This is a genomic window from Pararhizobium sp. DWP3-4 (genome assembly GCF_049898205.1).
In the GTDB taxonomy this organism is placed as follows: domain Bacteria; phylum Pseudomonadota; class Alphaproteobacteria; order Rhizobiales; family Rhizobiaceae; genus Pararhizobium.
Genome location: NZ_JAFCXF010000001.1, coordinates 1 through 14,196, shown reverse-complemented (window position 1 = coordinate 14,196; position 14,196 = coordinate 1). Strand labels below are relative to the sequence as shown.

The 14,196-nt window shown below is 61.0% G+C and carries 12 protein-coding genes and 1 pseudogene; 1 reads left to right on the top strand and 12 read right to left on the bottom strand.

All coding sequences use genetic code 11. The features are described from left to right. Positions 1-6: 6 nt before the first annotated feature. From ACP7E6_RS00065 to ACP7E6_RS00030, 8 genes are all read right to left on the bottom strand, one after another. A complete protein-coding gene (locus ACP7E6_RS00065) occupies positions 7-1,662 on the bottom strand; it encodes a GMC family oxidoreductase (RefSeq protein ID WP_426226786.1) in 1,656 nt (551 codons plus the stop codon). Between the two features lie 150 nt (positions 1,663-1,812). Next, complete coding sequence (locus ACP7E6_RS00060; RefSeq protein ID WP_426226784.1) at positions 1,813-2,586, bottom strand: 3-ketoacyl-ACP reductase; 774 nt, start codon at positions 2,584-2,586, stop codon at positions 1,813-1,815. Beyond that, positions 2,583-4,091, bottom strand: coding sequence for a GMC oxidoreductase (locus ACP7E6_RS00055; RefSeq protein ID WP_426226782.1), 1,509 nt, complete (start codon positions 4,089-4,091; stop codon positions 2,583-2,585). Before ACP7E6_RS00055 ends, ACP7E6_RS00060 begins: the two co-directional genes overlap by 4 nt. 8 nt (positions 4,092-4,099) lie before the next feature. Continuing rightward, positions 4,100-5,212, bottom strand: coding sequence for an ABC transporter ATP-binding protein (locus ACP7E6_RS00050; protein ID WP_426226780.1), 1,113 nt, complete (start codon positions 5,210-5,212; stop codon positions 4,100-4,102). A 3-nt stretch (positions 5,213-5,215) separates the two neighbouring features. Beyond that, on the bottom strand, positions 5,216-6,160 hold the full coding sequence (locus ACP7E6_RS00045) for a carbohydrate ABC transporter permease (protein ID WP_426226779.1): 945 nt from the start codon (positions 6,158-6,160) through the stop codon (positions 5,216-5,218). Beyond that, the gene (locus tag ACP7E6_RS00040; protein ID WP_426226777.1) at positions 6,157-7,110 is read right to left on the bottom strand and encodes a carbohydrate ABC transporter permease; all 954 of its coding nucleotides are present in this window, start codon (positions 7,108-7,110) and stop codon (positions 6,157-6,159) included. Before ACP7E6_RS00040 ends, ACP7E6_RS00045 begins: the two co-directional genes overlap by 4 nt. An 87-nt stretch (positions 7,111-7,197) precedes the next feature. Continuing rightward, complete coding sequence (locus tag ACP7E6_RS00035) at positions 7,198-8,460, bottom strand: ABC transporter substrate-binding protein (RefSeq protein WP_426226776.1); 1,263 nt, start codon at positions 8,458-8,460, stop codon at positions 7,198-7,200. 131 nt (positions 8,461-8,591) lie between these two features. Then, positions 8,592-8,792: a hypothetical protein gene (locus ACP7E6_RS00030; protein ID WP_426226774.1), complete on the bottom strand. Its 201-nt coding sequence runs from the start codon at positions 8,790-8,792 to the stop codon at positions 8,592-8,594. Here ACP7E6_RS00030 and ACP7E6_RS00025 point away from each other — a divergent pair. After that, positions 8,792-9,838: a LacI family transcriptional regulator gene (locus ACP7E6_RS00025; RefSeq protein WP_426226772.1), complete on the top strand. Its 1,047-nt coding sequence runs from the start codon at positions 8,792-8,794 to the stop codon at positions 9,836-9,838. The two genes, ACP7E6_RS00030 and ACP7E6_RS00025, sit on opposite strands and share 1 nt — an antisense overlap. Positions 9,839-10,119: 281 nt before the next feature. Here ACP7E6_RS00025 and ACP7E6_RS00020 read toward each other — a convergent pair whose 3' ends face one another. The 4 genes and pseudogenes from ACP7E6_RS00020 to ACP7E6_RS00005 all read right to left on the bottom strand — a co-directional run. Then, positions 10,120-11,631, bottom strand: a complete 1,512-nt coding sequence (locus ACP7E6_RS00020) for an aldehyde dehydrogenase family protein (RefSeq protein ID WP_426226770.1) — start codon at positions 11,629-11,631, stop codon at positions 10,120-10,122. After that, on the bottom strand, positions 11,631-12,410 hold the full coding sequence (locus ACP7E6_RS00015; protein WP_426226768.1) for an enoyl-CoA hydratase/isomerase family protein: 780 nt from the start codon (positions 12,408-12,410) through the stop codon (positions 11,631-11,633). Before ACP7E6_RS00015 ends, ACP7E6_RS00020 begins: the two co-directional genes overlap by 1 nt. Continuing rightward, the gene (locus ACP7E6_RS00010) at positions 12,403-14,016 is read right to left on the bottom strand and encodes an acyl CoA:acetate/3-ketoacid CoA transferase (protein WP_426226766.1); all 1,614 of its coding nucleotides are present in this window, start codon (positions 14,014-14,016) and stop codon (positions 12,403-12,405) included. The genes ACP7E6_RS00015 and ACP7E6_RS00010 overlap by 8 nt, the downstream gene beginning before the upstream one ends. 84 nt (positions 14,017-14,100) lie before the next feature. Continuing rightward, positions 14,101-14,196 (bottom strand): annotated as a pseudogene (locus ACP7E6_RS00005) (IS110 family transposase); the annotation flags it as partial.

Here is a 14,196-nt window from a genome sequence, read left to right as displayed (position 1 = left end):
AGGTTCCTATCGGATATCGGCGCGCGCACGCGGCCGCTGGTCGTTGCGCTCATGGCTGAAGATGGTGGCCGGCAGCGGTTGCCGTTCGCGGATGATGTCGGAACCCTTTTCGCCCATCATGATCGTCGGCCCGTTGGTATTGCAAGAGGGAACACGCGGCATGACCGAACTATCGCAGACGCGCAGGCCTTCCAGTCCGTGCACCCTCAGATCCAGCCCGACCACCGCATCGGCGCCGGTGCCCATCTTGCAGGTGCCGACCGGATGGTGATCGGTCTTGGCGTTAGCGCAGCCATACTCGAACAGCTCGTCATCGGTCATCACCTTCGGCCCCGGCAACCGCTCGGCCATGATATAGGGTTTCAGCGCTTGCTGCTGGAAGATTTCGCGGGCGATCTTCAAGCCTTCCAGCGACATCTTGCGATCATGCGGATCGCTCCAGTAGTTCGGGTCGATCAGCGGTGCTGCCGCCGGATCGGCAGACGACAGCCGCACGGTGCCGCGCGAGCGCGGATGCAAGTAAGCGGAATTCAGCGTCACCCCGGCATTCTTCAGCTTCTCGACACCGGCCTCGATGCCGGAGCCCAGCCCCAGATGGAATTGGATATCCGGCGAGCGCGCATTCGGATCGGCATACCAGAAGCCGCCGGTCTCAAACAGCGACGAGGCGACCGGGCCGGACCGGAACAGAACATATTGCAGCCCCGCCCAAAGGGTGCGGTGAAGCTTTGCGACGCCGTCATAGGTGTGGTCGCCGGTGCATTCGGAAATGACGAACAGGTCGAGATGGTCCTGAAGATTGCTGCCGACACCCGGCAGGTCATGTTTCACATCGACGCCGACGGAGCGCAGGTGATCGGCGGGGCCAATGCCCGACTGCTGCAGCAGCTTTGGCGATCCGATGGCGCCGGACGAGACCAGAACCTCACGCTCCGCCCGGATGATTTCCAGTCCCTTTGCGGTCGCGACCTCGACGCCGACGGCGCGTGTTCCCTCCAAAACGATCCGCGTCACCCGCGCGCCGAGCCGCACCGTCAGGTTTTTGCGATCCCTGATCGGATTGAGATAGGCAAGCGAAGCGGACGAGCGGCGGCGGTTGCGCTGGGTCAGCTGATAGAAACCGACGCCCGCCTGCTGCCTGCCATTGAAATCGTGGTTGTAGGGAATGCCAAGCTCCTGGCCCGCGCGAATATAGGCATCGCAGATCGGCAGGCCTGACACCGGCATGGAAACACCGAGCGGCCCACCGTAGGAATGGTAGTCGTCGGCGAAACGCTGGTTGTCCTCCGATCGTTTGAAATAGGGCAGCACATTGCGGTAATCCCAGCCGGTGCAGCCGTCTTCGCTGGCCCAGAGATCGTAATCCGCCGCGTTGCCGCGCGTGTAAAGCTGCGCATTGATCGACGAGCCGCCGCCGATCACCTTGGCCTGCGTGTAGCGCAGCACCCGGTTCTTCATGTGCTTCTGCGGAACGGTCTCCCAGCCCCAGCTGGCGACGCCCTTGGTCATCTTGGCAAAACCGGCCGGCATATGGAACAGCGGATTCCAGTCGCTGCCACCCGCTTCGAGCAGCAGCACCTTCACATCGGCGTCTTCGGTCAGGCGATTGGCAAGCACGCAACCAGCCGGTCCGGCACCTGTGATGATGTAATCGTAGGTCATCTCGTCGTCCTTTAAAAATCTATCTTCACCCTCCCCTTGAGGGGGAGGGTCGGAGCAACGCTCCGGGGTGGGGTGACCTGTTGCGGTCCCATTGGATCACCCCCACCCGCGCGTTCCGCGCGACCTCCCCCCTCAAGGGGGAGGTAAAGTTCACAACCGTCCGATCGACAGCCCACCATCGGCGTTGATCACTGTCCCGGTGGCAAAGCCGAAGCTGCCGTTTGCCAGTGATGCAACCATCCGGCCAATATCGTCAGCCTCGCCCCAGCGCTTCATCGGCACCAGCCCGCCGCCGATCAGCGCATCGTATTTGGCGGAAACACCGGCTGTCATGTCGGAGCGGATGATGCCGGGCCGAACCTCGAACACCGAGATACCGGTGTCGGCGAGCCGTAGCGCCAGCCCTTGCGAAAAGGCGGCAAGCCCGGCCTTGCTCATGCAGTAGTCCAGCCGCTCCGGCGAACTCATCGCCGCCGAAACAGAGGTGATATTGATCACCGAGCGAGGCCCGCTGGCACCACCTGCCAGCATGGACTTCACCACGGCCTGCGTGAAAAACACCGTGCCACGCAGATTGGTACCGATGATCGTATCGAAATTGTCAGGCGCAAGATCGAGGAAATCGCCGCGCACCACCGATGCCATGCCGGCATTGTTGACGAGGCAATCAACCCTGCCGAACTCAGCCAGAACCGCATCGACCGTTGCCTGATGGCCGGAAAGGTCGGAAAGATCCGCTTTCAGGAAGATTGCCTTGGCGCCGAGCGCCGCCAGATTTTCCAGCACGCCCGAGACCTGATCGGCATCGCCGATACCGGTGATGGCAATATCGAACCCGTCTTTCGCCAGCGCCCTGGCAATGCCCAGCCCGATTCCGCGACGGCCGCCTGTCACAATGGCAACAGGGCGCTTGCGATCGCTCATGCCGCCAAATCCTTCGCGACGATATGATCGGCAACCCGCAGCGCCTGCGCCGCAACCGTCAGGGCAGGATTGACCGCAGCCGAAGTCGGCAGGCAGCTGGCATCGACGACAAAGAGGTTCTGGTGATCGAAAGAGCGGCAGTAGACATCCAGCGGCGCCGACGCCGGATCGTTGCCCATGCGCACCGTGCCGCATTGATGCGACGGCGTGCGCTTGTCGAACGGCCGCGACAGCACGATCGGAAAACCTGCGCCCCTCAGCGCCTGCTTCAGCTTCTTCACCAGCATCAGGTGTGCATCCCAGTTGGTGCGAACCCACTGCAGGACGATCCGCTCGCCATCGACCATGATGCGACTTTCCGGATGCGGAATATCCTCGCTCATCGCGTAGAAATCGATCGCATGCGCCGACACTTGGTTGAGCAGCCATTCCGGCATGGAGGGAATGTTCGCCTTCAGGATCGGCCCGGAGATGCGGCCGAGAAGCTGGACATTGCCGAGCGGCGGTCCGCCCTCGCCGTCCGAGAGGTAATAGTCGTTGAAGCCGAAAGTTTTCTGGTAGACCGAGGTATTCTTGAAGAATGGCGAGATTGCCAGGACGGCACTCGAATTGTGGTTCATGAAATTGCGGCCGACCTGATCCGAGCTGTTGGCCAGCCCATTTGGATGCAGGGCATTGGCGGAGCGCAGCAGCAGGACGGACGACTGCACGGCACCGGCCGACAGGATCACCAGCTTTGGCGAGACCGTATGCTCGACGCCGTCCTTGATGTAGCGCACCGTTTCGATGCGCTTGCCGTCCGCCGCCGTCTCCAGCCGCGTCACCCGCGATCCTGTCTGCAGCCGCACGTTTGAGTGCTGCAACGCCACCGTCAGCGCCGCCGTTTCGGCATCCATCTTGCCGTCGAAACTGTTGGGATGCGCGTCCCAGGGCGTCCTTGCCTTGGCGAGCCATTTTTCGATATCGATACCCAGCGGCAGAGAATAGGGATTGAGCCCGTTGCGCTTCAGCTTGCCGCGCACCGAAGCGATCGGCGGCTCGTCGGGCACAGGCGGGAAAGCATAATCTTGCGAATGCACAGGCTCCGTCGGGTCCTGCCCAAGAGCCCCGCGCACCTGATAGAGTTGCTCGGCCCGGCTGTACCACGGCTCAAGCTCTTCATAGGCAAACGGCCAGGCTGGCGAGACACCTTCCAAATGCGCCATCTCGGCAAAATCCTCCCGGCGGTAGCGCACCAGCACCGCACCGAAGAATTTCGAATTGCCGCCGACATTGTAGTAGTTGCCGGGATTGAAGCCCGTGCCGTCCGTCTCGTACCAAAGTTCCTTCGGCCGGAAATGACCGCGCTGGAAGATCGCCCGCTGGTCGCGGTTTTCCGGCCGGTCTTCGATATGACCGCCAGCTTCGAGAATGAGAATATCCGCGCCGGACCCCGCCAGAGCCGACGCGACCGTTGCTCCGCCAATACCGGAGCCGATGATGACGATATCGGGTTGCTTCATCATGACAGAACTTAGCCGATGCGCTGCTGGCTTTGCGGATCGAAGAACACCGCCTTGTCCAGATTGAAGGCAAGCCGGGCGGTTTCGCCGGGCGCGATGCGCGCATCGGCACGCAGGCGGGCGACGACTTCCTTGCCGCCAAGCTTGGTCACCGCGAACGTGTCGGAACCGGCCGGCTCCACAACATCGATCAGGCATTCACCCTCAAACAGCGACTTCGCATTGCGGTCCGCACCGTCCGGGTCGGTCAAGGCTTCCGGACGGATGCCGAAAATCACCTGTTTGCCCGAATAGGCGGCTAGGCCACCGATCTGCGGCACCGGCACGCGCAAGGGTTCGGCCTCGGGGCGAAGCAGCGAAACATGCAGGTCGTTGCCGCCGCCTTCGATCGTCGCGGTCAGAAGGTTCATCGCCGGTGATCCCATGAAATCGGCGACGAAAAGGTTTTTCGGATTGTTGTAGATCTCGGCGGGGGTGCCAAACTGCTGCACCTCGCCATCGCGCATCACGGCAATCTTGGTCGCCAGCGTCATCGCCTCGATCTGGTCATGGGTGACATAGACGATCGACGTGCCGGTCGCCTGATGCAATCGTTTGATTTCGATGCGCATATCGACGCGCAGCTTGGCATCGAGGTTGGACAGCGGTTCGTCGAACAGGAACAGTTTTGGATCGCGCACCAGCGCCCGGCCCATGGCGACGCGCTGGCGCTGGCCGCCGGATAGCTGGCTCGGCTTGCGATCGAGCAGATGGGTGATCTGCAAAACCTTGGCGACCTTGTCGATCGCTAGTCTGCGTTCCTCAACGGGCACGCCGCGCATCTCCATGCCGAAGGAAATATTCCCGGCAACGGTCATGTTCGGGTAGAGCGCGTAAGACTGGAACACCATGGCGATATCGCGCTTGGACGGATGCAGGTCGTCGATCGCGCGTCCATCGACGCGGATCGAACCTTCGGTGATCGATTCAAGCCCGGCAATCGTGTTGAGCAGCGTGGACTTGCCGCAGCCGGACGGACCGACGAGAACCAGGAAGCCGCCCTTCTCGAGCTCAAAATCGATGCCCTTGAGGATTTCCAGAGAGCCGAAACGCTTTCTGAGACCGGATATTTCGAGGAAAGCCATGTGTTATCCTTTGACGGCGCCCGCCATCAGTCCGCGTACGAAATAGCGGCCGGCGAGAATGTAAACGAGAAGCGTGGGCATGGCGGCGATCATCGCGGCGGCCATGTTGACGTTATATTCGACCACCCCGGTGGAAGTGTTGACGACGTTGTTCAGGGCCACCGTCATCGGCATCGATTCACCGGTGCCTGCGTAAGCCGAGGCGAACAGGAAGTCGTTCCAGATATTGGTGAACTGGTAGATCACCGTGACGACGATGATCGGCAGCGAATTCGGCAGCATGATCCGCCGGAAGATCTGGAAGAAACCGGCACCATCGACCTGCGCAGCCTTCACCAGTTCGGTCGGGAAAGCCTCGTAGAAATTACGGAAGAACAGCGTCGTGAAGCCGAGACCGTAGATGACGTGGACCAGCACCAGGTTGACCGTCGGATTGCCGAAACCGAAGCGGAAGCCGGTGGCGTTTTGCAACGTGATGCCGAAGCGCCCGAGGCTGCCGAGAATGGTCGCCATCGGCAGAAGCACGGATTGGAAGGGAATGAAGCAGGCAAACAGCATCATGCCGAAGACCAGCGTATGGCCGCGAAACCGCCATTTGGTCAGAACGTAACCGTTCAACGCACCAAGGATGGTCGAGATCAGCACGGCCGGAATGACCATTTTCAACGAATTCCAGAAATAACCCTTGATGCCGGCGCAGGTGAGGCCGACGCAGGTCTCGCCCCAGGCTTTTACCCATGGTTCGAAGGTCGGAGCACTCGGCAGCGCGAGCATGTTGCCGTTCTGGATCTCGTCCATCGTCTTGAAGGATGTGACCAGCATGACGAACAGCGGCATGAGGTAAACGATGGCGAAGAAGGCCAGCAGTCCATAGATGACGACGCGGTGAAACACCCGTGCGCCATTGCTGCGGCGTGCCGCCGTGCCCGAGGAGACGATCGCGCTCATCGTGATTTCTCCCTGAGTTCGGAATAGAGATAGGGAACGATGATCGCCGAGATCGTCATCAGCATGATGATGGCGCTGGCCGAGCCGACGGCCATTTCGTTGCGCTTGAACGTGTATTCGTACATGAAATTGGACGGCAGCCAGGCAGAACCTCCGGGACCGCCGGATGTCAGCGCCACGACAAGGTCATAAGACTTGATCGCCATATGGGCGAGCACGATGAAGGCGGAGAGGAAGACCGGACGCAGCAGCGGAATGATGATGCGGCGATAGAGCTGGACCGTCGTCGCGCCATCGATCTGGGCTGCCTTCATGATCTCGCCGTCGATACCGCGCAGACCGGCCAGGAACATCGCCATGACGAAGCCGGAAGCCTGCCAGACACCGGCGATGACCACCGTGTAGATGACGAAATCCTTGTTCTTGATCCAGTCGAAGTGAAAGCTGGTCCAGCCCCATTGATGCAGGGTCTGCTCGAGGCCGAGCCCCGGATCGAGGAACCATTTCCAGGCGACGCCGGTGACGATGAAGGACAGCGCCATCGGATAGAGATAGATCGGCCGCAGCAGGCCCTCGCCGCGGATCTTCTGATCAAGCAGGATGGCCAGAAACAGGCCGAGGCCGAGGCAGATGCCGATATAAAGAAAACCGAAAATGCCCATATTGGTGATCGACGTGTACCAGCTTGATGGCGGGTCGCTCTCGAAGGTCCAGCGCCACAGCCTTTGATAGGCGCGCGCACCGGTGATCGCATACGAGGGAAACGTCTTGGAATTGGTAAAGGACAGATAGCCCGTCCAGATGATGAAGCCATAGACGAAGACCAGCGTGATGACGAAGCTCGGTGCCAGCACGATCTTCGGCAGCGCATCCTGCAGGCGCGAGCGCACGGAGATCCGCGTCGAGCGCTCCGGCGTCAGGCTGATTTCGGGGGTAGTCACAGTGCTCATGGAAATCGTCCCCTCCCAGGGCCGTCATCGGCATTTGTCTGGAGACCTCCCCCGCCTTGGCGGGGAAGGGTCCTGTTCAGGTGGAGATCAGCGTGCGTCGTCGATCGCCTTGACGAGTTCCGTCACGGCTTCGTCGGAGGTCTTGATCTGGCCGTGCACGAACTTGGACACCACGTCCTTGTAGGCATTGGCGATGGCCGGAGGTGCACCGTAACCCTGGGCCAGCGAGCCGAACAGCGTGCCGCCGTCATTGGCAGCCTTCAGGTCGGCGATGCCCTTCTTGCCGCAAGCGTCGAAATCCGTGTCCGGAACGTCGGTCCGGGCTGGAACCGAGCCCTTGACGACGTTGAACGCCGACTGGAAGCTCTTCGACAGCGTTGCAGTCGCCAGTGCGACCTGCGCGGCCTTCTGGTCGTCCGGAACGTTGAACATGCCGAACATGTCGGAGTTATAGATCACGCTGCCGTCGGTGCCGGGGAAGCGGTAGCACAGGAAATCCGTATCCGGGGTCTTCTTGGCAGCGACGAATTCGCCCTTTGCCCAGTCGCCCATGACCTGCACGAGCGCGTCGCCCTTGATGACCATGGCGGTTGCCAGGTTCCAGTCACGGCCCGAGAAGTTCGGATCGACATATTTGATGATCGTTGCGAGGTTATCGAACGACTTCTTCATCGTGTCGGACTTCAGCGATTCTTCGTCGAGATCGTTGAATGCCTTCTTGTAGAACTCAGGCCCACCCGTGGAGAGCACGATTGAGTCAAACATCGTGGCTTCCTGCCAGTTCTGGCCGCCCAGCGCGAGCGGGATGACGCCGGCAGCCTTGGCCTTGTCGAGCAGGGCAACCAGGTCTTCGAACGTCTTCGGCTCGGTACCGCCGATCTTGTCCATCACAGACTTGTTGATCCACAGCCAGTTGACCGAGTGGACGTTGACCGGAGCGGCAACCCACTTGCCGTCATAGACCGAGAACTTCTGCAGCGCTGCCGGAACCGACTTGTCCCAGCCTTCCTTGACGGCCGTTGCGGTGAGGTCGCCCATCACGCCCGCAGCCGCATAGTCGAGCACGGTATAGCCGAGCATCTGCGAGGCTGTCGGATAGGTGCCAGCGGCAACCATGGCCTTCAGCGCGGTCATCGCAGCATCGCCGCCACCGCCGGCGACCGGCACGTCCTTCCAGGCAAAGCCTTCCTTGGCAAGATCACCCTTGAGAACGTTCAGAGCAGCCGCTTCGCCGCCCGACGTCCACCAATGAAGCATCTGAACTTCCTTGACATCCTCGGCATGGGCAGCAAGCCCGCAGCCTGCCACCATCAAAGCCGCCATTGCCGTCGTCGTCATAAACTTGCGCATCGTATTCCTCCCGGTTGCAAGTCATCGTGGCGGAATCTCCTCCCGCCGTTGAGTGCCCACCCGTTCCCAAACGGGGGTGCGATATATCTGCGGCACACGCCGCTGGATAATTTAAAACGTTATAAATACCCTCAAGTCAAGCCGTCGCATGCGTTTTGAACGACGGAAGAAGAACACATTGAATTTGCTGTTTTATAAGCATAAATTTCATGCTGCGTCGCAGCAAGATCTGAACGTTGAAACTCATTTATAACGTTTGCACAGCCTGCATTGCGCATCCGTTTGTGCCGCGTTACAAAGCGGTTCCTGCCCGCGTAGAGAAAGATGGTCATTGGCAGACACTCCCAAATCCCCAGCGCCGGACCAAACCACTGCCCGGCATGTCAGGCCAACCCTGCGCACGATCGCCGATCTCACCGGATTTGCGGTCACCACCGTGTCGCGCGCACTCAGCAACGCCCCACAGATCTCGGCCGAGACCCGCCGGCGCGTGCATGAGGTGGCGGCCGAGATCGGCTACCTGCCCGACCGCGCGGCCCAGCGCCTGAAGACCGGCCGCACCAATGTCATCAGCGTGCTTCTCGACCCGCACGAGGAAATCCTCGGCTACGGAACCTCGCTGATGCTGGGGCTTGCCAAGGCGCTGACCGACACGCCGTACCACATCATCGTCACGCCGAATTTCATGAACGACAGCAATCTCGACGCCGTGCGCCACATTGTCCGCAACAGCATGGCCGACGGGCTGATCTTCTCGCGCACCGAACCGTTCGACCCGCGCGTGCGCTTCCTGATCGAGAACGACTTTCCGTTCGTCTGTCACGGGAGAACGGAGCTCTCCACCCCGCACCCCTATGTCGACTACGACAACTTTTCCTTCGCCTACGAGGCAACCAAGCGGCTGATCGTGCGTGGGCGCCATAAGCCGATGATCATCCTGCCGCCCAAGCGCATGACATTTTCCCAGCACCTGCTGCACGGCTTCATGACCGCTGTCCGCGAGGCCGGCGTCGCCTACGAAATCCCCGACGAGATCCATCTCGACAGTCCGATCGACCATATTCGCGACTTCATCAGCCGGCGCGCGGGCGAGCCCGGCGCTCCGGATGGCTTCACCTGCGGCGGCGAAGTCTCGGCGCTGGCAACCATTACCGGCATGAGCGACCGCGGCCTGACGCTCGGGCTTGAGTATGACATCGTCGCCAAGCAGACGTCGAAACTGCTGGTCAACATCCAGCCAAAGGTCGAGACGATCTACGAAGATCTGACCGATACCGGCGAGCAGATGGGCCACGTGCTTTTGGCCAGGATCGCGGGCAAGGATACGGCTGGCATGCAGGTCCTGCTGAAGCCGGCGGTTAATTTTCCGGCGGTGTGAGAGGTCGGCTGAGGTGCCCGTATTGAATACCCCCCTCTGTCGGCGACGCCGACATCTCCCCCACAAGGGGGGAGATTGACCGCTGGCCCTGTCGGCATAAGGAAAAAGAACAATCTCCCCCCTTGTGGGGGAGATGTCCCGAAGGGACAGAGGGGGGCAAGTGTCCCCGATCTCGGTTCGATTTTGGCCGTCACTGACGGAGGAGGAAACGCCCTGCTCCACAAAACTCAGTCTCTGCATCACGCCCTCCCTTCCTCTCATCGCCTCTGTTCAACTCGCCCTTACGAACGTGGCATCCACCAGCCGGTGCGGCCGCCGATATGCATGTTGAGCGTCTTGGTTTCGGTGTAGTCTTCAACCGCATGGCGGCCGAGTTCGCGGCCGAGGCCGGACTGGCGGTAGCCGCCAAACGGCAGTTCCGAGGCACCGTCCATGAAGGTGTTCATCCAGACCGTGCCGGCCCGCACTTTTCTGCCAACGGTCAGGCAGGTATCGAAATCGCGGCTCCAGACGCCAGCCGACAGGCCGTAATCGATAGAGTTGGCGATCTTGATCGCCTCATCCGTCGTTTCGAAAGTCAGCACGGACAGGACCGGCCCGAAAACCTCCTCGCGGGCCACGGCCATATCGGGTGTTACAGCTGAAAGAATGGTCGGCGACATGAACTGACCGGAACCGAGATCAAGCGCTGTGCCGCCATGCGAAACCGTCGCGCCGTTGCCGGAGGCGGCCGAGACGTAGCCAACGATCTTTTCCAGATGCTGCGGCGTGATGATCGCGCCGACCTGGGTTTCCGGATCAAGCGGATCGCCGACCTTGACCTTCGCCGACATCGCGGCGATGCGGGCAATCACGTCCTCAGCGATATCCTTGTGGACGATCAGCCGCGAACCGGCATTGCAGCATTCGCCGGCATTGAAATAGGCGCCGAACACTGCCGCATCGATGAAGTCATCGAGATTGGCATCCGGAAAGACGATCTGCGGGTTCTTGCCGCCGAGTTCCAGCGAGACTTTCTTCAGCGTCTGCGCCGCATTGGTCATCGTCAGCTTGCCGATACCGGTCGAGCCGGTGAAGGAGATCATGTCGACATCAGGATGCGAGGTCATGATCGCGCCAACGTCTGGACCGGTACCGGTGATGATGTTGACGACACCTGCCGGAACACCGGCAGCCTCAAGGATTTCGCCGAGAACCAGCGTCGAACCGGAGGTCAGCTCGGACGGCTTGACCACCGTGGTGCAGCCGGCGGCTAGCGCAAACGGCAGTTTCTGGCTGACGATCAGGAACGGAAAATTCCACGGCGTGATGATCGAGACGACGCCGATCGCCTCACGCAGCACAACGCCGAGCGTGCCGTCACCCAGAGTATTGTAGCTTTCGCCGTGCAGGTCCCGGGCAAGGGCTGCGGCATAGCGCCAGATATCGGCGGCACCGCCGAGTTCGGCCTTGGCCTGGCTGATCGGCTTGCCGCTCTCGATGCAATCAAGATAGGCCAGCTCATCGGCCCGCGCCGCGATCATGTCGGCGGCCCTCAAGAGGACCAGCGAACGCTCCGACGCCGTCATCCGCGGCCACGGGCCATCGTCAAAAGCCTTGCGTGCAGCGGCAATTGCCCGCTCGGCATCGGCCTTCGTCGCGGCTTGATAGCGGCAGACGGTGACGCCATGGCCGGGCGCCACGCGCTCCAGCGTCCTGCCCTCGGCCGCATTTACCCATTTGCCGTCGATCAGCATCTGGAAGTCGCGCACTTTCACATCGACCAAAGCCTTGGGCTTCACCAGAACCGTCATTACCATTCTCCCTTGAATTCCGCGGGGCGCTTGCCGGCAAAAGCCGCAACGCCCTCTTTCATGTCGCCGGTCTTGGCGGCCAGGATCGAACCCAGCGCCTCGACGGCGGTTCCATTGTCTTCGCCATTGGCAGATGCGATCATCAGCTTGCAGATTTCCAGCGCCGCCGGACCGCGCTTGGCGATGCGATTTGCATAATCTTTTGCCGCGTCCAGCACCGTTCCGGTCGCCACAACCGCATCGACCAGACCCAACGCGTGCGCCTCATCGGCCGTAAACATCTCGCCGCCCAGCACCATCCGGCGCACGGTCTGCGCGCCAAACCGCTTGACCAGACGCTGCGTGCCCGACCAGCCGGGCACCATGCCAAGGCTCGTTTCCGGCAGGCCGATCTTCACCTGGGTTTCTGCAATGCGGATATCCACTGCTGCCGCCAGTTCCAGCCCGCCGCCAAGTGTGTGGCCATTGATCGCTGCAATCACCGGCATGCGCAACGTCGCCAGCCGTTCGAACACGCGGTGGCCGAAGCGCACCCATTGATGGCCGAACTCGTTCGGGCTCATCGCCCCCCAGGCTTTGATGTCGCCACCGGCGGAAAAGGCCTTGCCCTCCCCCGTCAGGATAACCACACGGATACCGGCATCCGCTTCCACCGTATCGCAGGCCGCCGACAGCGCCTTGAGCATGTCGATATCGAAAGCATTCAGTTTGTCCGGCCGCGCAACCGTCAAGATGGCAACCGGGCCCTCGATTTCGTTGCGGATTCGCTCGTCAGCCATGCGACGCTCCCTCCAGCGTGCGGACCGGCTTTTGCGGCAGCGTCAGCCCGATCGGCGCTTCATGGAACAGCGCTGCGTCCATGACCTTCAGCTGATCGGAGACGATCAGAGGAAATTCCGACTGGTCGAGAATATGCGTCTGCAGATCGACGCCCGGCGCGATCTCGGTCAGCATGATGCCATCAGGCGTCAGCTTCATTACGCAGCGCTCGGTGACATAGGTAATGTCCTGCCCCTGCTCGACGGCGCGGCGGCCGGAGAAGGTGACGTGCTCGACCTCGTTGACCAGTTTCTTCAGCTTGCCCTCTTTCTCGATCACCAGCTTGCTATCGGCCATCGAGAGCTTGGCCCCGGCATTGAACATGCCGGAAAACACGATCTTCCTTGCCCGCGCGGTGATATCGACGAACCCACCCGCTCCCGCCGTCACATGCGGCCGGAAGGAAAGCTTCGAGACATTGACCGAGCCGGACTTGTCGATCTCGAGGAAGGACAGCAGCGAGGCGTCGAAACCGGCGCCTTGAAAGTAAGTGAACTGATAGGGCGATGGCATGAAGGCATCGGCATTCGAGGCGCAGCCGAAGGCGAAATCGAGCAGCGGCACGCCACCGACAGCCCCCTGTTCGATCACCCAGGTGACCGAGCCGTGCAGGCCTTCTTCCAACAGGATACGCGGCACATTGGCCGATATGCCGAAGCCGAGATTGACGCAAGAACCGCCCTGAAGCTCCTGCGCGACACGGCGCGCAATGACCTTCTGGATATTGAATTCGGGTACGCGAAAGCTGTCGAGCGGCCGGAAGATTTCGCCGGAGATCGCCGGATCGTAATCCGTCAGCGTAGTCTGCTTCTGGTCGGGATCGACGACAACATAATCGACCAGCATGCCGGGAACGCGCACATCATGCGGCTTCATCGAGCCGGATTTGGTGATGCGCTTGACCTGCGCAATGACGATACCGCCATTGTTTCGGGCAGCCAGTGCCTGATCGAGACCACCAAGAGTGGCGCCCTCGTGCTCATAGGTCAGGTTGCCGCGCTCATCAGCGGTTGTCGCCCGGATGATCGCCACCTGCGGTACGATGGCCTTGAAATAGAGCCATTCCTCGCCCTCGAACTCCAACTTCTTGACGACCGGCTCGGCCGCAGCCGACGCGTTCATGGCGCAGCCCTGCCGCTCGGGATCGACGAATGTATCGAGGCCGATCTTGGTCAACACGCCCGGACGCTTGGCGGCGGCTTCGCGGTGCATGTCGAACAGCACGCCGGACGGCATGTTGTAGGCGGCAACCTCGTTATTGCCGATCATCTGCCAGATCAGCGGCGGCTCGGATGTCGAAGGCCCGGACGGGTAGGAACCGCCAATGATCGTTTTCAGAAGCCCCTTCTTGGCGATGTGGTCGATGCCCTTGATGCCACTCATGTCGCCGGCGGCAATCGGATGCAGCGTCGTCAGGTCACGCGGATGGCCGGAGGCATCAAAACGCTCGCCGATCGCCTTCAGCATCAAATCCGGGCAGCCAAGTCCGCTCGACGACGACACCGAAACGATCGCGCCATCGGGGATCAGAGCGGCTGCCTCAGCCGGGGTGATATGCTTGCTCATAGGCAGAACTCTTTGGAAATCATCATGGTTGTCAGATGCGGCATGCTCCCTTCTCCCCAGCGGGGAGAGCGACTGTCTTGTTCGTCAAGCGTTTTGCCATGGTTTATTGTCCCGGATGATGGCATTGAGAATGGTGAGAAGCTTGCGCATTGTCGCAACGATGGCGACGATTTTGGGTTT